Annotated in this window: 14 protein-coding genes; 7 read left to right on the top strand and 7 right to left on the bottom strand. The window is 67.3% G+C overall.

Annotation, left to right across the window (positions count from 1 at the left end; all coding sequences use genetic code 11):
• Positions 1-63: 63 nt before the first annotated feature.
• The 5 genes from mtrA (at position 64) to hpf (ending at position 6253) form a co-directional block, all read left to right on the top strand.
• A complete protein-coding gene (mtrA, locus tag ACGFNJ_RS08335; protein ID WP_069163595.1) occupies positions 64-741 on the top strand; it encodes an MtrAB system response regulator MtrA in 678 nt (225 codons plus the stop codon).
• Between the two features lie 67 nt (positions 742-808).
• Entirely contained in the window at positions 809-2668 is a 1860-nt protein-coding gene (gene mtrB, locus ACGFNJ_RS08330) for an MtrAB system histidine kinase MtrB (protein ID WP_393444859.1), read from the top strand.
• Positions 2665-4464 carry an MtrAB system accessory lipoprotein LpqB gene (lpqB, locus tag ACGFNJ_RS08325; protein WP_393444857.1) on the top strand — a complete coding sequence of 600 codons (1800 nt, stop codon included), beginning with the start codon at positions 2665-2667 and terminating at the stop codon, positions 4462-4464. Before mtrB ends, lpqB begins: the two co-directional genes overlap by 4 nt.
• A gap of 202 nt (positions 4465-4666) precedes the next feature.
• A complete protein-coding gene (locus ACGFNJ_RS08320; RefSeq protein WP_393444855.1) occupies positions 4667-5311 on the top strand; it encodes a ComF family protein in 645 nt (214 codons plus the stop codon).
• Between the two features lie 183 nt (positions 5312-5494).
• Positions 5495-6253 (top strand): ribosome hibernation-promoting factor, HPF/YfiA family, encoded by a 759-nt coding sequence (gene hpf / locus ACGFNJ_RS08315; protein WP_393444852.1) that lies wholly within the window; start codon positions 5495-5497, stop codon positions 6251-6253.
• Between the two features lie 75 nt (positions 6254-6328).
• Here the strand turns inward: hpf and ACGFNJ_RS08310 are convergent, their stop codons facing one another.
• Genes ACGFNJ_RS08310 through ACGFNJ_RS08295 form a run of 4 tightly spaced genes read right to left on the bottom strand, consistent with a single transcriptional unit; the run spans position 6329 to position 9182 of the window.
• Entirely contained in the window at positions 6329-7459 is a 1131-nt protein-coding gene (locus ACGFNJ_RS08310; protein WP_393444848.1) for an MAB_1171c family putative transporter, read from the bottom strand.
• The gene (locus ACGFNJ_RS08305) at positions 7456-7977 is read right to left on the bottom strand and encodes a hypothetical protein (protein WP_393444846.1); all 522 of its coding nucleotides are present in this window, start codon (positions 7975-7977) and stop codon (positions 7456-7458) included. The genes ACGFNJ_RS08310 and ACGFNJ_RS08305 overlap by 4 nt, the downstream gene beginning before the upstream one ends.
• Before the next feature lie 49 nt (positions 7978-8026).
• Positions 8027-8473: a hypothetical protein gene (locus ACGFNJ_RS08300; RefSeq protein WP_393444844.1), complete on the bottom strand. Its 447-nt coding sequence runs from the start codon at positions 8471-8473 to the stop codon at positions 8027-8029.
• A gap of 1 nt (position 8474) precedes the next feature.
• On the bottom strand, positions 8475-9182 hold the full coding sequence (locus tag ACGFNJ_RS08295) for a helix-turn-helix domain-containing protein (RefSeq protein ID WP_393444842.1): 708 nt from the start codon (positions 9180-9182) through the stop codon (positions 8475-8477).
• Between the two features lie 318 nt (positions 9183-9500).
• Between ACGFNJ_RS08295 and ACGFNJ_RS08290 the strand changes: the two genes are divergently transcribed.
• Entirely contained in the window at positions 9501-10793 is a 1293-nt protein-coding gene (locus ACGFNJ_RS08290; protein WP_393444840.1) for an acetyl-CoA C-acyltransferase, read from the top strand.
• A 92-nt stretch (positions 10794-10885) separates the two neighbouring features.
• Positions 10886-11377 carry a GNAT family N-acetyltransferase gene (locus ACGFNJ_RS08285; protein ID WP_393444838.1) on the top strand — a complete coding sequence of 164 codons (492 nt, stop codon included), beginning with the start codon at positions 10886-10888 and terminating at the stop codon, positions 11375-11377.
• Here ACGFNJ_RS08285 and ACGFNJ_RS08280 read toward each other — a convergent pair whose 3' ends face one another.
• The 3 genes from ACGFNJ_RS08280 to ACGFNJ_RS08270 form a co-directional block, all read right to left on the bottom strand.
• The gene (locus ACGFNJ_RS08280) at positions 11378-11611 is read right to left on the bottom strand and encodes a hypothetical protein (RefSeq protein WP_393444836.1); all 234 of its coding nucleotides are present in this window, start codon (positions 11609-11611) and stop codon (positions 11378-11380) included. It lies immediately after the preceding gene.
• Positions 11612-11874: 263 nt separating this feature from the next.
• Positions 11875-12495: a 5,6-dimethylbenzimidazole synthase gene (bluB, locus tag ACGFNJ_RS08275; RefSeq protein ID WP_393445902.1), complete on the bottom strand. Its 621-nt coding sequence runs from the start codon at positions 12493-12495 to the stop codon at positions 11875-11877.
• A 193-nt stretch (positions 12496-12688) separates the two neighbouring features.
• Positions 12689-13963 (bottom strand): fatty acid desaturase family protein, encoded by a 1275-nt coding sequence (locus ACGFNJ_RS08270; protein WP_393444834.1) that lies wholly within the window; start codon positions 13961-13963, stop codon positions 12689-12691.
• Positions 13964-14130: the final 167 nt, after the last annotated feature.

Raw genomic sequence — 14130 nt, 5'->3', positions numbered from 1 at the left:
AGGTTCGCACCAGTGTTGGCGTGGCGGCCCGATCCTGGCCTGGGAGATGACAACATAGTAATTATGAAGCCGAAGATTCTGGTCGTCGACGACGATATGGCGCTCGCTGAGATGCTCACGATCGTCTTGCGCGGGGAAGGGTTCGACCCGCATGTGGTCGGCGATGGCACACAGGCCCTAGCGGCGGTTCGCGAGATCCGCCCTGATCTGGTGTTGCTGGACCTGATGCTGCCCGGCATGAACGGCATCGATGTATGTCGTGTGCTGCGGGCCGATTCCGGCGTCCCGATTGTCATGCTGACGGCGAAGACCGACACAGTCGACGTCGTGCTCGGGTTGGAGTCCGGTGCCGACGATTACATCGTCAAGCCGTTCAAGCCGAAGGAACTCGTCGCCAGGGTGCGTGCGCGGTTGCGCCGCACCGAGGACGAGCCCGCCGAGCTGCTGTCCATCGCGGACATCGTGATCGATGTGCCCGCGCACAAGGTCACCCGTGGCGGCGCGCAGATCTCGCTGACCCCGCTCGAGTTCGATCTGCTTGTCGCACTGGCGCGTAAGCCGCGTCAGGTGTTCACCCGTGAGGTGCTGCTCGAACAGGTGTGGGGCTACCGGCATGCCGCCGATACCCGACTGGTGAACGTGCACGTGCAGCGACTGCGCGCGAAGGTCGAGAAGGATCCCGAGAACCCGGAGATCGTGTTGACCGTTCGTGGCGTCGGTTACAAGGCCGGACCGCCGTGAGCCAGCGCAGCGAGCGGACCGAGGACACAGCGTGCCGAACGGCGGCGAGCGCCAGTGAGTCGCGGCTGTGACCGCTGGCTCCAGAAGCCGCCTCGAACAATGGCTTGCGGCGGCGAGGGCCTGGTTCACCGAGGTGGGTGTTGCCCTCGGGCATCTGTGGCAGCGCTCGCTGCAGCTTCGGGTCGCGGTGTCCACCATCACGTTGTCCTTGATCGTGCTCACGATCCTGGGTCTGGTGCTGACCGACCAGATCACCAACCGGATGTTGGACACCAAGATCAACGCGGCCGTGGAGGAGATGGCGCGCGCCCGCAACGCGGTGCACAGTCAGCTGGTCGGCGTCGGCAACCACGACACGAGTAGTTCGCTGACCCAGGCGCGCAACGAACTCACCAGCGGTGGCAGTCCGCAGACCGGGGTCGCAGGCAGCTACGACGTCGCGTTGGCGATGGTGGACAGCGGACAGCGCGAGGTCTCCGCGGGCCCGATTCAGGACGTGCCGGACGAGCTGCGCAAGTTCGTGCGCCGCGGCCAGGTCAGCCGCCAGTTCGCCACGATCTCGGACTCGAACGGATATCACGGGCCCGCGCTGATCATCGGCAGCCCGAGCATCGAAATACCCACGCTGGAGACCTATCTCATCTTCCCGCTGGCCAGCGAGCAGCGCACGCTGTCGTTGATGCGCGGCACCATGCTGATCGGTGGCATCGTGCTGCTTGTGTTGCTCGCGGCGATCACCGCGCTGGTGACCAGGCAGGTGGTGTTGCCGATTCGGTCGGCCGCGCGGATCGCGGGCCGCTTCGCCGACGGCAGGCTCAAGGAACGCATGCTGGTCCGCGGCGAAGACGATATGGCGCGGCTGGCGCAGGCGTTCAACGAGATGGCCGAGAGCCTGTCCAACCAGATCACCCAGCTCGAGGAATTCGGAAACCTGCAGCGCCGCTTCACCTCCGACGTCAGCCACGAGCTACGCACCCCGTTGACCACCGTGCGCATGGCCGCCGACCTGATCCACGGCAGCAGCGACGATCTGGATCCCGCATTGGCGCGCAGCGCGGAACTGCTTGTCAACGAGCTGGATCGGTTCGAGGGACTGCTCAACGACCTGCTCGAGATCAGCCGCCACGACGCTGGCGTCGCCGAGCTGCAGGTCGAATCGCTGGATGTGCGGATGTGTGCGCGGGCGGCGATCTCGACGGTGCGGCACCTGGCGAAGGACGCGGGCGTCGAGGTCGTCATCGATCTGCCGGAGGATCCGCTGGTCGCCGAGGTGGACCCGCGCCGGGTCGAGCGGGTGCTGCGCAACCTGCTCGCCAACGCGATCGACCACAGCGAGGGCAAGCCGGTGCTGATCAGGATGCGCGGCGATCTCGACGCCAACGCCGTCTCGGTGGTGGTGCGCGACCAGGGCATCGGCCTGCGGCCCGGCGAGGAGAAGCTGGTCTTCAATCGGTTCTGGCGTTCGGATCCGTCGCGGATGCGCCGCTCCGGCGGTACCGGCCTGGGCCTGTCGATCAGCGTCGAGGACGCGAACCTGCACGAGGGCAGGCTGGAGGCGTGGGGCGAGGCCGGTGTCGGCGCGAGCTTCCGGCTGACGCTGCCGCTGGTGCGCGGCAAGAAGCTCGGCGCGAGCCCGCTGCCGCTGGAGCCCATGCGCAGGCAGGTGGTGCGCCAGGTCGAGCTCGAGGTCGTGCCGAATTCGACTGAGCCGGAGCCGGATAGCGCGCCGGGTACGGTCGCCACCGCGGCGGGGAACGGATCGTCGGGTGCCACCGCAGCGGCACCGACCGGCGCCGCGGCACAGGTCAACAATGCGACAACGCAAGCGGGTACCTCGGTGTCGAAGGCGGCCGCGTCGCCTGCCGGTGCCGAAGCCACATCGGCGGGTGCCGATGCGGCGAGTGAATCGGGGGACGTACCGTCATGAGAATGCGTGTCGGTTCTGCGAAGGTGCAGCTGCTGCTCGCGTTCCTCGCGACGCTGGCGCTGGTGCCCGGGTGTGCGAGCCTGCCCGAATCCTCGGCGCCCCAGGCGATCGGCACGATCAACCGGGAACCGACCTCGGAGGGCCCGCCCGCGCCGACCCAGGGCCGCGAGCCCGACCTGCTGCTGCGTGATTTCATGCAGGCCACCGCTGATCCCACCAACCGGCATCTCGCGGCGCGCCAGTACATGACCCCGGCGGCCGCGGCGCAATGGGACGACACCACGGGCACCACGATCGTGGAGAAGCCGGATACGTTGCGCGAGTCGCGAACCGGCGACAAGGCGACCTACCGGATCCGGGCGCGCCGGGTCGGCGAGCTGTCCCCGGACGGCGCCTACCAGGCCACCGTCGAGCCGCTCGAGAACAAGATCGAGATGACCAAGGTCAACGGCGAGTGGCGCATCGATGAGCTGCCCGACGGGGTGGTGATCGACAACACCGCGTTCGGCAAGTCCTACCGGCGCTACGTCCTGTACTTCGCCGATCCGACCGGCAGCACCGTGGTGCCCGACCTGCGCTGGATCTCGGTGCCCAAGGTGCAGCTGACCCAACGGCTGCTCAGCATGCTCGGCGCAGGCACCCAGCCCGCGCTCGCCCCGGTGCTGCGCAATGAGCTCGCCGCGCCGATCAGCTTGCGCAGCCCCGTCACCAAAGCCAACGGCGAAACGGACGAAGTCGGTGTCGGGCTCGGTGGGGTGAAGATCGACTTCGCAGGTGCGTCGGCGCTCACCCCGCACGAGCGCGAATTGCTTGCGGCGCAGGTTGTGCTCACGCTCGCAGGCGCCGATGTGCTCGGCCCCTACGTGCTGCTCGCCGATGGCAAACCGCTCGACGACCGGTTCGCCAACGGCTGGTCGGTTGCCGACGTGCAGCAGTACAGCCCGGCGACCTCCGGGCGCAACCAAGTCGGGCTGCACGCGCTGCGCGGCGGTGCGTTGGTGCGGGTGCCGGAGAACAACGGCGTGATCACGCCGGTTCCCGGCTACTTCGGCGCGGTGAACAACCTGTTGTCGGCCGCGATGTCGCCGGATGGTCAGCTGGTCGCCGGCGTCGCGGACGCCGGGCGGCCCGCGCCGGATCCGCCGCGGACGCTGATGATCGGCACCTACGGCGGCAACGCTTTTCCGGTCGCGGCAGGCGGGACCATCACCCGTCCGTCCTGGAATGTCGACGGCACCGCCGCCTGGGCGGTCATCGACGGCGACCGGGTGATCCGTGCCGTCAACGACCGCGCCACCGGCACCGTCTCGGTGCAGGACGTCGACATCTCGGCGCTCACCAGTTCGTCCTCGGCTCTTCGCACGCCCATCACCGAGTTGCGGGTCTCCCGATCCGGGGTGCGGGCCGCGCTGATCGCCGACGGCAAGGTCTACGTCGTCGTGGTCGCCCCGACGCCGGACGGCCGGTTCGCGCTGTCGTCGCCACTGCCGGTCGGGCTCGGCGCGACCTCGGCAGCGGTCTCGGTCTCCTGGTTCGGCAGCGACACCTTGCTCATCGCCCGCGAAGGCAACGTCGATCCGGTGAGCACCGTGTCGCTGGACGGCTCCGGATCGACCACCCAGACGAGCCGGAACCTGACCGTCCCGGTCCGCCAGGTGAGCGCCTCCCCGGAACACCAGTACGTCGCCGACTCCCGCGCGGTGCTCGAACTGACCAGCAATCCCGATGGCGGCGAGCCCTATTGGCGCGAGGTGCCCGGTCTCGGCGCGAATGCCGTTCCGGTGCTACCCGGCTGACGACAGCGCCGGCGTAATCGTCTGCGCCACATTGTGATCGGTGCGCGGCTTGCGCACTGCCAGGTGATGTGCGGATGCGATCGTTCGCGCTGTCGTGTTCGTGTTCGGTGGGTGGATGCCCTTCGCTTGTGCGCGCTGTGCGATCGGTGTGCGGTGCGTCGCCTTTGCATTTCGTGTCGGTGGGCAGGTGCACACTCTGGCGATGCGGACCCTGCTGGATCTGATGTTGCCCTTGTCGTGTGCGGGTTGTGGTGTGGCGGGTGCGGGATGGTGCGCGCGGTGTGCCGCGGTGCTCGCGTGCCCGCCGGTGCGGGTGCGGCCGCGCACCGATCCCGGGGTGCCGTGCTGGGCGCTCGGACCGTACACGGGGCCGGGGCGGCGGGCGGTGTTGGCGGCCAAGGAGAGTGGGCGCCGGGATCTGGCGGAGCCGCTCGGGCTGGCATTGGCGGGTGGGCTGTCCCGGTTGCGCTCGGCGGATCGGCCGCTGGTGCTCGTGCCCGCGCCGAGCCGGACGGCGGCCGCACGGCGTCGCGGCGGAGATCCCGTGTTGCGCATGGCGCAAGTAGCCGCGAGTTGGCTGACTGATAGCCGGATGGTATCCGTGTTGCGGGTGTGGTGGGGTGTGCGTGATTCGGTGGGCTTGACACCGGGTGAGCGGGCTCACAATCTGCGTGGTCGAGTGACGACGATACCCGGTTCCGTCGCACCGTGCACGACCCAGGAAAACGCCGAGGTAGTGCTGGTCGACGACGTCTTGACGACCGGTGCGACGGCCAGCGAGTCGGTGCGCGCGCTCGCCGAATCCGGCATACGGACACATGCAGTATTGGTTACCTGTGCTGCTTGACTCCGGGAAATTTGCGTGAACACTGGCGCACTCCCGAATGTCGTACTAGCGTCGCGATCACACACCCGAACCGGGAGTTTGGAGGTGGCGCCTCGGACATCATGTGCCGAGAGATTTCGTCGCTCGGCACGGCTCATCCCGCCGCACGCACTTGGTCTGTGCGGCCATATTCGGGAGGTACGCGTGACGACTTCTTCACGACCTTCAGTGCACGATGCTGATCCTTCGGTGCTGGCAGATCGCACCATGGACGTGACCGAGCAAGACATTGCGACCCCATCAAGGACGCCCCGCGCGGACGTCGTGGTGAAGGGGCGAAATGTCGAAGTGCCGGATCACTTCCGAATCTATGTCGCAGATAAACTCTCCCGGCTGGAACGCTTCGATCCGTCGATCTTCATCTTCGATGTGGAGCTGTTCCACGAGCGAAATCGTCGGCAGCGCAAGAGCTGCCAGCGCGTCGAGATCACCGCACGCGGCAAGGGCCCGATCGTCAGGGCCGAGGCGTGCGCCGACAGTTTCTACGCGGCCCTCGAGTCGGTGACCGCCAAGCTGGAGAGCAGGCTGCGCCGCACCAAGGATCGGCGCAAGGTGCACTACGGGGACAAGACTCCGGTGTCGGTCGCCCAGGCTACGGCAGACCTGGTTGACGATCAGCTGTTCGCACTGTCGAACGGGCACACCACCGCGCACGACCACCCCGACGGTGGCGGCCGAGGCCGCGCCGACGAGCTCGTGGAGACCCCGGATTATGCGGCCGGGCCAGGACATATCGTCCGCACCAAGGTGCACACCGCTACCCCGATGTCCGTCGACGACGCCCTCTATCAGATGGAACTCGTCGGCCATGACTTCTTCCTCTTCCAAGACCGAGAGACCGACCGACCGTCGGTTGTCTATCGTCGGCACGCCTTCGACTACGGCCTCATCCGGCTCGCATAGTTGGCTCCAGTTCGCCCGCCGCTCCGGGTATTCAGCGCGCTCGTTGAATGCCCGGAGGATGGCCAGGAAGCGAAATCACGTGCCGCGTACCGCATCCCATCTGCGGCCTCCCGCCTCGGCGCCGCGCGAGCGAGACAGCGGCCGATCGCGATTCCAGACGTGCGCGAGTTCGAGTAGCTGACGAACGTCGGAGTCGATGTCACCGGTATCCACCGTGCGGTGCCCCGGCTGCCGCGGACTCGGTTCGGATCCGTGGTCTTTCGCCTCGATGGCGCGTGCGATCAGTCGCGCGTAGCGCTCGGGGCGCCGCCGGGTGTCCTCGTCCGCGGGCAGGTAGCGGTGCAGGTGCATCAGGGCATCGCGGATTTCGACGGTCATCCGCAACAGTCGCGCGTCGGTGCCTGCTCGTACGTGTGGTGCGAGCACGATCTCCGGCACCGCGGCCGTCAGGTCGCGCCACAGCGGTTCGAGCTTGCGGCACGCGCGGCCCGAGCGATCCCAGCCTGCGCGGCTGCGCAGTGCTGCGACCAGCGGTACCGCCAAGATGGCGGCGGCGAGGAATATCGCGCTGTAGTTCGATGCCGCCCAACGCACGCCCATGGGATCGTCGACCGTCCGCCCACCCGCGAATTCCACCACGGTGATCAGCAGGCCGCCGCAGCCGACAAGCATTGCCGCGAGCAGTATCCCGTACACAACTCGCTCGTGCGTGGCGAGGCCGTCGGAGCGCAGCTCCCTGGTCGCCACCCGCCAGGCCAGCCGCCCGCACGCGATCAGCGGGACCCACATGAGCACAATGACGACGCCGGTTTCCCAGTTCGCGAGCGCGCCGATCAGCCTGCCGTCGTTGCGCGCCGCGGTCCCGGCGAGCAGGATGCCGACGACAGTGGCCGCCCCGACCAGGTCGTAGCGCCATTGCCTGGTGCGGGCGGTGTCCGGCTCGGCGCCTGCCCACAGTTTTGCGGTGCCATACAGATTCGCGTTCATCATCATGATCGCGCCCATGGAGAGCTGGTGCATCAGGCTGAAGTGCTGCGGCGCGATGCTGCGTTGCCACAGCACAAGGCAGAGCAGCGCCCACACCATCGCCCTGTTGAGCAGGCGATCGATCAGAGTGTCGTGCAGGACGATTCGACGGGCCAGCGTGACAAGTCCGACGAACGCGATCACCGGGACCGCAAGAGACAGCGGGATCGGCGAGGTCACCGTCGACGGTCGCGGAAGAATGTCCGGTGCAGCAACGAGTCTCGGCGCGGTGGCCGCATGGCGTGCAGCATGACCATGTCGGCGAAGGTTTCGGCGTCGCGTTCGCGGCTGGTGCCGTAGTCGGTGCGGCCGAGCACGTGCGCGATGGATTCCGGCGAGATCGAGGGCAGCAGCTCGGCGACCGCGGCCACGGTGGGTGTGGTGGTGGCCTGCTCGTCGGCGGGCTGCTCAGGGCCGTGGCCGAGCAGCATGTGCCCGAGCTCGTGCACGATGATGTGTTCGGCGTGCCACTCGGTGGTGTCCGCGCCGTAGACGATGACGTCGCTGTCCTGCTTGGCGATCCACAGGCCGCTGCCTGTGCCGCAGCCGCTGCCCGCGAGCAGCGCGGTATCGATCGGGAGCAGGCTGATGCTGCGGCCTCGATACTCCGCGACATCGTCCAGATAACTCGACAGATCCCACGGCTGCGGGATCGGAAGGTCGCGGGTCAGGTTCCGGAACCGGGCCTGCATGGCCATTCGTTGTATCTCCTACACCAAGCTCAGTTCCCCCGTGTAGGTGTCGATCTTACCGACTCGGCGGTTCGGATCGTTCAGTGCTCTCGATGATTTTCGCGAGGATTGATTGGTCGATGTTCGAACCACGCAGTGCGATGCTTGCGACGTTGGCGTCGCGCATGGTCGCGAGCAGCTCGAGTTCGCGGTCGATCGCGGCGGCGGCGGGGCCGGTGGTCGTGAGATAGTCCGCGGCGACGCCGAAGCTCTGCGCGATCGCCGCCAGGATGTCGAGTTCGACTGTCGCCGAGGCCTTTTCGCTGTCGAACTCGCCTCTGCGTAGTCGCTCCAGATAGCTGGACGGCAGCGGCCGGTGCAGGTATTCCGCGGCCTGTTCGGCCACCGTCGCGGTGCTGCGCTCCGGTGCGGAGCGCGGGTGCACGACCGCGAAGAGTCGATTGATCTTGTGGCTCAGCATGAGCGTTGCTTCCGCCGGGGCGCCGTTGGTCATCTCCGTCATCTCAGTACCCGCCGTTTCGACTCGCGGACGTGGCCATGTTGGCAGCCACCCACCGTGCCCGGAAGTGGGCTTCTGTCGCAGCATCTACGTCCTCCGATCGTCCGGCCAGCCAGCGCCGGTATCGCCGTTCCTGCAGTTCGGTGCTGTCGCTGGCTTCGGCGGGCACCTCGAGCAGGTGCGCGAACGCCATTTCGACGAGTGGGTGTAGCTGTCGGCCCGGACCGCCGTTGCGTTCCAGCATCGTGGTGGCATAGCGCGCGGACAGTTTGGAGACCACCCGGTTGAGTTCGGCGATCGCCGAGACGACCTGCGCGTCGGTGGTTCTGCCCTGTTCGACCGCGTCGTTGAGCCTGCCCGCGGTGGCGAGCAGTCCGGTGAGGTCGGCGATTTCGAAGCGGATCGAGTCGGGCCCGGCCACCACGGATTCGCCGGGCAGGCGGGGGTCCGCCATGGGCTCGTCGGCGGCCGGGGTGCCGCCCGCGTAGGTGCGCGCCGCACTGCCGGGCAGCCAACGCAGCGGCGCGTCGAGTTTGTTCAGCGTGTGCGTGCTGATCGCCGCGTCGCCGTCCTCGATCTTGCGAATCGTCGGTGCCGAAGGTCCCCCGAGGTCGCCGATCTGTAACTGCGTGAGTCCGAGCTCGTCCCGGCGTTCCTTGATGATTCGGCCGAATCGCTTCTGGCGTCGCGACAGCTCCGAAGGGCTATGCATAGTGCGTTTCAGGGTATGCGTGGCCAGGGCCGAAAGCAAATCAATAGAAAAAGTTTGAAAAATCAGTGGAAATATTGTTACGCTGCTGAGGCGCCGAGTTACACCGAGGTCGACCTTGCGGAGTGTTCCGGAACGAGCAGGGGCGTTCGCCGGAACGGGCGCCTCCGGTCTGTTGCGCAATGGCGCGTGGCAGGCCGGGTTAACAGCGGCGAGGGAGGGGATTGCCGCTGGCACGGGATCACCGTCGGCGAAGGGGGTCGACGGTGAACTTACTTTGGAGTAAGTTTGGTGGTCAGAGATCTTTCGAAAGGAAATCGCATGGCCACCAAGGCTGCTCGCCGTGCCGTGATTGTGTCCGGTGCGCGCACGCCGTTCGTGCGTGCGTTCACCGGATACACCCGCATGGATTCCATCGCCCTTGCCGACGCCGCGGTGCGCGGTCTGCTGGAGCGGACCGGGCTGCCCGGCGCGCAGGTACAGGCCATCGTGTGGGGCGGCGTCATTCTGCCGAGCGCGGCGCCGAACATCGCCAGAGAGATCGCACTGGATCTGCGGCTCGACCCCGGTTGTGAGGGGTACACCGTGACCAGGGCGTGCGCCTCCGGCCTGCAGGCGGTCACCGCCGCCGCGGCCGCGATCGAGCGCGGCGAATACGACATCATGATCGCCGGCGGCAGCGATTCCACCTCGAATGCCGAGGTCAAGCTGCCGCAGAAGGTCGTGCACGCCGCGGCGCCGCTGGCGCTCGGCAAGCCGAAGCCCAAGGACTACCTGTCCGCGGTGGCGCAGCTGGCGCCGTTCACCGACCTGCTGCCGAGCAGGCCGAAGATCGCCGAGCGCACCACCGGCGAGGTGATGGGGGAGTCGGCCGAGAAGATGGCCCGCATCCACGGCGTGAGCCGGGCCGACCAAGACGAGTTCGCCGCCCGCTCGCATCATCGCGCCGCGGCCGCCATCGATTCGGGCCGCTTCGACGACGAGGTGCTGCGGGTGCGTACCCCGGAGGACACCGAGATCGCCCGCGACGGACTGGTGCGCGGGGACACCAGCGTCGCGAAGCTGGCCAAGCTGAAGCCGGTGTTCGCCGAGAACGGCACCGTGACCGCGGGCAACGCCAGCCCGCTCACCGACGGCGCCTCGGCAGTGCTGCTGATGAGCGAGGAGAAGGCGCTGGCGCTCGGCTACCGGCCGCTCGCCGCGTTCCGCTCGTGGAGCTACGTCAGCGTCGATCCGACCGACCAGGTGCTGATCGGTCCCGCGATCTCGATGCCGCGCGCGCTGGACAAGGCCGGAATGTCGTTGCGCGACATCGACCTCGTCGACATCCACGAGGCGTTCGCCGCGCAGACCCTGTCCGTGCTCACCGCCCTGGCCAGCGACGAGTGGGCCAAGACGCGGCTGGATCGCGACACCGCCGTCGGCGAGGTCGACATCGACACCCTCAACGTGCACGGCGGCTCGGTCTCGCTCGGTCATCCGTTCGGCGCCACCGGTGCGCGCATGGTGACCACCATGGCCAACGAGCTGGCGCGGACCGGCAAGAACGCTGCCCTGCTCGGCATTTGCGCGGCGGGCGGCATCGGCGCCTCCGCGGTGCTCGAACGCGTCTGAGCTAGGACTGGACGGGCTTCCCACCGTGCGAGCGGTGGGAGGCCCGCCGAAAATCGGTTGAGCCGTCAAGCGGTGCGCAGTACGAATTGCGCATGATCGATTCGACCGTTTCCACCGCTCGCCGCGTCGAGCTCCGCCGGATCACCGGCGACACCGTCTATGAGGTGTGCAAGCTCAGCGACACGCTGTCGGCGGAGCAGCACGGTTTTGTGGCCGACAACGGTATTTCCATCGCCGAGGCGCACTTCTCGGACGTCGCGTGGTTCCGCGCCGTCTACGCCGATGACAAGCCGGTCGGCTTCCTGATGCTGCACCTCGGATTGGACGAGGACGAACCCGATTCCCAGGGTGTCTTCTTGTGGCGCTTCATGATCGCGGGTCCCGAGCAGGGGCGCGGGATCGGGCGCGAGGCAATTGCGGTGCTGGTGGCCTGGCTGAAAGCGCGTGGCACGAGCGAACTGTTCGTCAGCTACGGCAAGGGGCCCGGTAGCCCGGAGGGGTTCTATCGATCCCTCGGCTTCGTCCCGACCGGGCGGATGCACTCGGACTCGGAAGACGAGTACGAGGCCGTGCTGCGCTGGTAGCTAGCGAGTGCGGCGGGGGCGGTGCGGGGGGAAGGCCGGGAAGGTGCCGTCGGCGGTGGGTCGGGCACGCTGGGTGTCCGGCTCCCGCTTCGGGCGCGCCTCGTCGGCGATGATCCGCAGGCAGGTGTCGTGATTGGATTCGCCGGGGCGGCCCTCCCGGCGCAGGCGCAGCATCGCATGTGCCAGATCGATGCCAAGCTCGTTCGACAGCCGCACGGCGTCGACGTTGGCCATGGCAAACCTCCTGAGCCGATGAAACGCTGCCTTCGCGATGGATCCGTCCTTGACGTACCCAGTTGGTGGGCAGTCGAATCCCGGCGGCCCCGACCAATTTTCGGCCCGGTTGGTCTGATGTGGTCGGGATCCTGTGTCTACCACGCCGACCAGCGGCTACGGCAGCCGATATGGGCGAATCGGCGCCGCTGTGATCATTTCGGTACTCGCTCGGTATCGGGCCGAAGTGTTGCGGCCCGACGTGCGGCGCATCCGCGTGCGTGTCAGGCGCGGAAGGTCTCCTGGTGCACCGCATCGGTCAGCGGGCGACCGGTGCGCCAGCCGAACCGTTCCAGGTCGGGTATCTGCTGGAATTCGTGCACCGGCCCGACGCACAGCCACGCGACCGGCCGGATGCCATCGGGCAGGCCGACGAGCTCGGTGAGGAACTCGGGGTCGTAGAAGGAGACCCAGCCGACGCCGATGCCTTCGGAGGTCGCGGCAAGCCACAGATTCTGAATCGCGAGCACCGCGGAGTAGACGCCGGTTTCGGGGACGGTGGCCCGGCCGAGCACCTGTGGCCCGCCGCGTCCGTGGTCGTAGCTGACCACGATGCCGGTGCCGCTTTCGACAATGCCCTCGATCTTGATCGGCGCGAAGGTCGCGGCCCGCTCCCTCGGCAGCGCGTCGCGGAACTCGATCCGCTTGTCCGCCACATGCTCGGCGAACTTTCGTAGCGTGCTCGGAGCGCGCACCACCACGAAATCCCACGGCTGCGAGTTGCCGACGCTCGGCGCTCGATGCGCGGCCGCCAGGATCCGCCACAGTGTCGCATCGTCGACCACGTCGCCGGTGAACTCCGCCCGCACGTCGCGCCGCAGCCGAATCGCGTCGTACACACTCAGCCCGTCAGCATCCACCCGCCCAGTCAACCAGCCTGCGTGCCACGGACTCTGCATACCCTCCGCCACAGGTGGGCCGCTGTGCGATGTCTGTGGGCCCGGCTGGCGGGCGCGCGCTCTTCCGTGGTCACCGAGTACGCAAAACGCCGCGCAGCACGTGCTCGTGCTGCGCGGCGTACGGCGGATCTCCGGGTGACTACCTGGCGAATTCGGGTGTGCGCTCGACGGTTTCGGTGCGGCGGGCGAGGCGGCGCTTGCCCGCGGCGAGTGCGGTGCGCAGGCCGTGGCGCTTGCCGGTCACCGGGTCGATGACGGGGCTGGTGTTGCCGCCGAACTTGCGCTCCGAGGCGGTCTCCGGGGCGTCATCGGTCGTGTCGCGCAGGTACTTGTTCGGCAGCGACAGTTTTACGATGGTCCGCCATGCCTTGAAGTACTGCACCGGCAGTGAACCGGTGGTGTAGGGCAGGTCGTACTTCTCGGCCAGCGCCCTGACCTTGACCGCGATATCGGCGTACCGGTTGCTCGGCAGGTCGGGGAACAGGTGGTGCTCGATCTGGTGGCTGAGGTTGCCGGTCATGAAGTGGGTGAGCGGCCCGCCGGAGATGTTGGCGCTGCCCAGCATCTGGCGCAGGTACCACTGGCCCTTGGTCTCGCCATCGATGTCGGCCTTGGTGAACTTCTCGGCGCCATCGGGGAAGTGGCCGCAGAAGATCACCGCGTTGGACCAGACGTTGCGGATCGCGTTCGCGGCGAGGTTCGCGGTGAGCGTGCTGAGGAAGGCGGGCCCGGTGAGCGCAGGGAAGATCACGTAATCCTTGAGGATCTGCTTGCCCATCTTGGTCAGCGCCTCGTTGCGCTTGCGCTCGAACTCGGCGCGCTCCGTGCTGCCCGGCTTGAACCGGCCAGCGGCCAGCTTGCCGAGTTCCATGTGCTGAATGGAGACGCCGTACTCGAACAGCAACTGCAGCACCAGGTTGTAGACCGGGTTGCCCAGGTTGAACGGCTTCCAGCGCTGGTCGCGGGTCACCCGCAGCAGGCCGTAGCCGATGTCGTCGTCCATGCCGAGCACGTTCGTGTACTTGTGGTGCAGGTAGTTGTGCGTGTGCTTCCAGTGCTTGGCCGCGCCCGCGTTGTCCCATTCCCACGAGCTGGAGTGGATTTCCGGATCGTTCATCCAGTCCCACTGCCCGTGCATGGTGTTGTGCCCGATCTCCATGTTCTCGATGATCTTGGCGGTGCTGAGCAGGGCAACGCCCGCGAGCCAGGCCGGCGGCAGGAAGCTTGCGAAAAGGACACCGCGCCCGCTGATTTCGAGCGCGCGTTGTAACCGGATGACGTTGCGGATATACCTGGCATCGCGCTCACCGCGCGACGCCTCGATATCCCGCCGGATCGCATCGAATTCCGCGCCGAGTGCTTCCACGTCGGCCTCGGTGAGATGTGCGTATTCCTTGACATCCGAGATCGCCATGGCGGCTACAGTACCGTAACTTACGACACCGTAGGTTACGAGGACCTGAACGGCGATGTGGCAAATCCCCCATTGCCAAGGCGTCCCGGCGATGGTAAGTCGGCAAGTAACCAGCGCGTAGCCCGAACGTTCGTTCGTCGAATTTTTGCCTGAAGGACACGCGAAGT

It is taken from the genome of Nocardia sp. NPDC049149 (assembly GCF_043197455.1).
In the GTDB taxonomy this organism is placed as follows: domain Bacteria; phylum Actinomycetota; class Actinomycetes; order Mycobacteriales; family Mycobacteriaceae; genus Nocardia.
This window is presented reverse-complemented; position numbering and strand designations above follow the sequence as displayed.

Bases quoted from the DNA above. Each gene is read 5' to 3' on its own strand.
- ACGFNJ_RS08285 (WP_393444838.1), top strand. From the start codon at position 10,886: ATGATCGATTCGACCGTTTCCACCGCTCGCCGCGTCGAGCTCCGCCGG.
- ACGFNJ_RS08320 (WP_393444855.1), top strand. From the start codon at position 4,667: ATGCGGACCCTGCTGGATCTGATGTTGCCCTTGTCGTGTGCGGGTTGT.
- ACGFNJ_RS08295 (WP_393444842.1), bottom strand. From the start codon at position 9,182: ATGCATAGCCCTTCGGAGCTGTCGCGACGCCAGAAGCGATTCGGCCGA.
- ACGFNJ_RS08270 (WP_393444834.1), bottom strand. From the start codon at position 13,963: ATGGCGATCTCGGATGTCAAGGAATACGCACATCTCACCGAGGCCGAC.
- ACGFNJ_RS08280 (WP_393444836.1), bottom strand. From the start codon at position 11,611: ATGGCCAACGTCGACGCCGTGCGGCTGTCGAACGAGCTTGGCATCGAT.
- mtrA (WP_069163595.1), top strand. From the start codon at position 64: ATGAAGCCGAAGATTCTGGTCGTCGACGACGATATGGCGCTCGCTGAG.
- ACGFNJ_RS08290 (WP_393444840.1), top strand. From the start codon at position 9,501: ATGGCCACCAAGGCTGCTCGCCGTGCCGTGATTGTGTCCGGTGCGCGC.
- ACGFNJ_RS08305 (WP_393444846.1), bottom strand. From the start codon at position 7,977: ATGGCCATGCAGGCCCGGTTCCGGAACCTGACCCGCGACCTTCCGATC.
- ACGFNJ_RS08300 (WP_393444844.1), bottom strand. From the start codon at position 8,473: ATGACGGAGATGACCAACGGCGCCCCGGCGGAAGCAACGCTCATGCTG.
- lpqB (WP_393444857.1), top strand. From the start codon at position 2,665: ATGAGAATGCGTGTCGGTTCTGCGAAGGTGCAGCTGCTGCTCGCGTTC.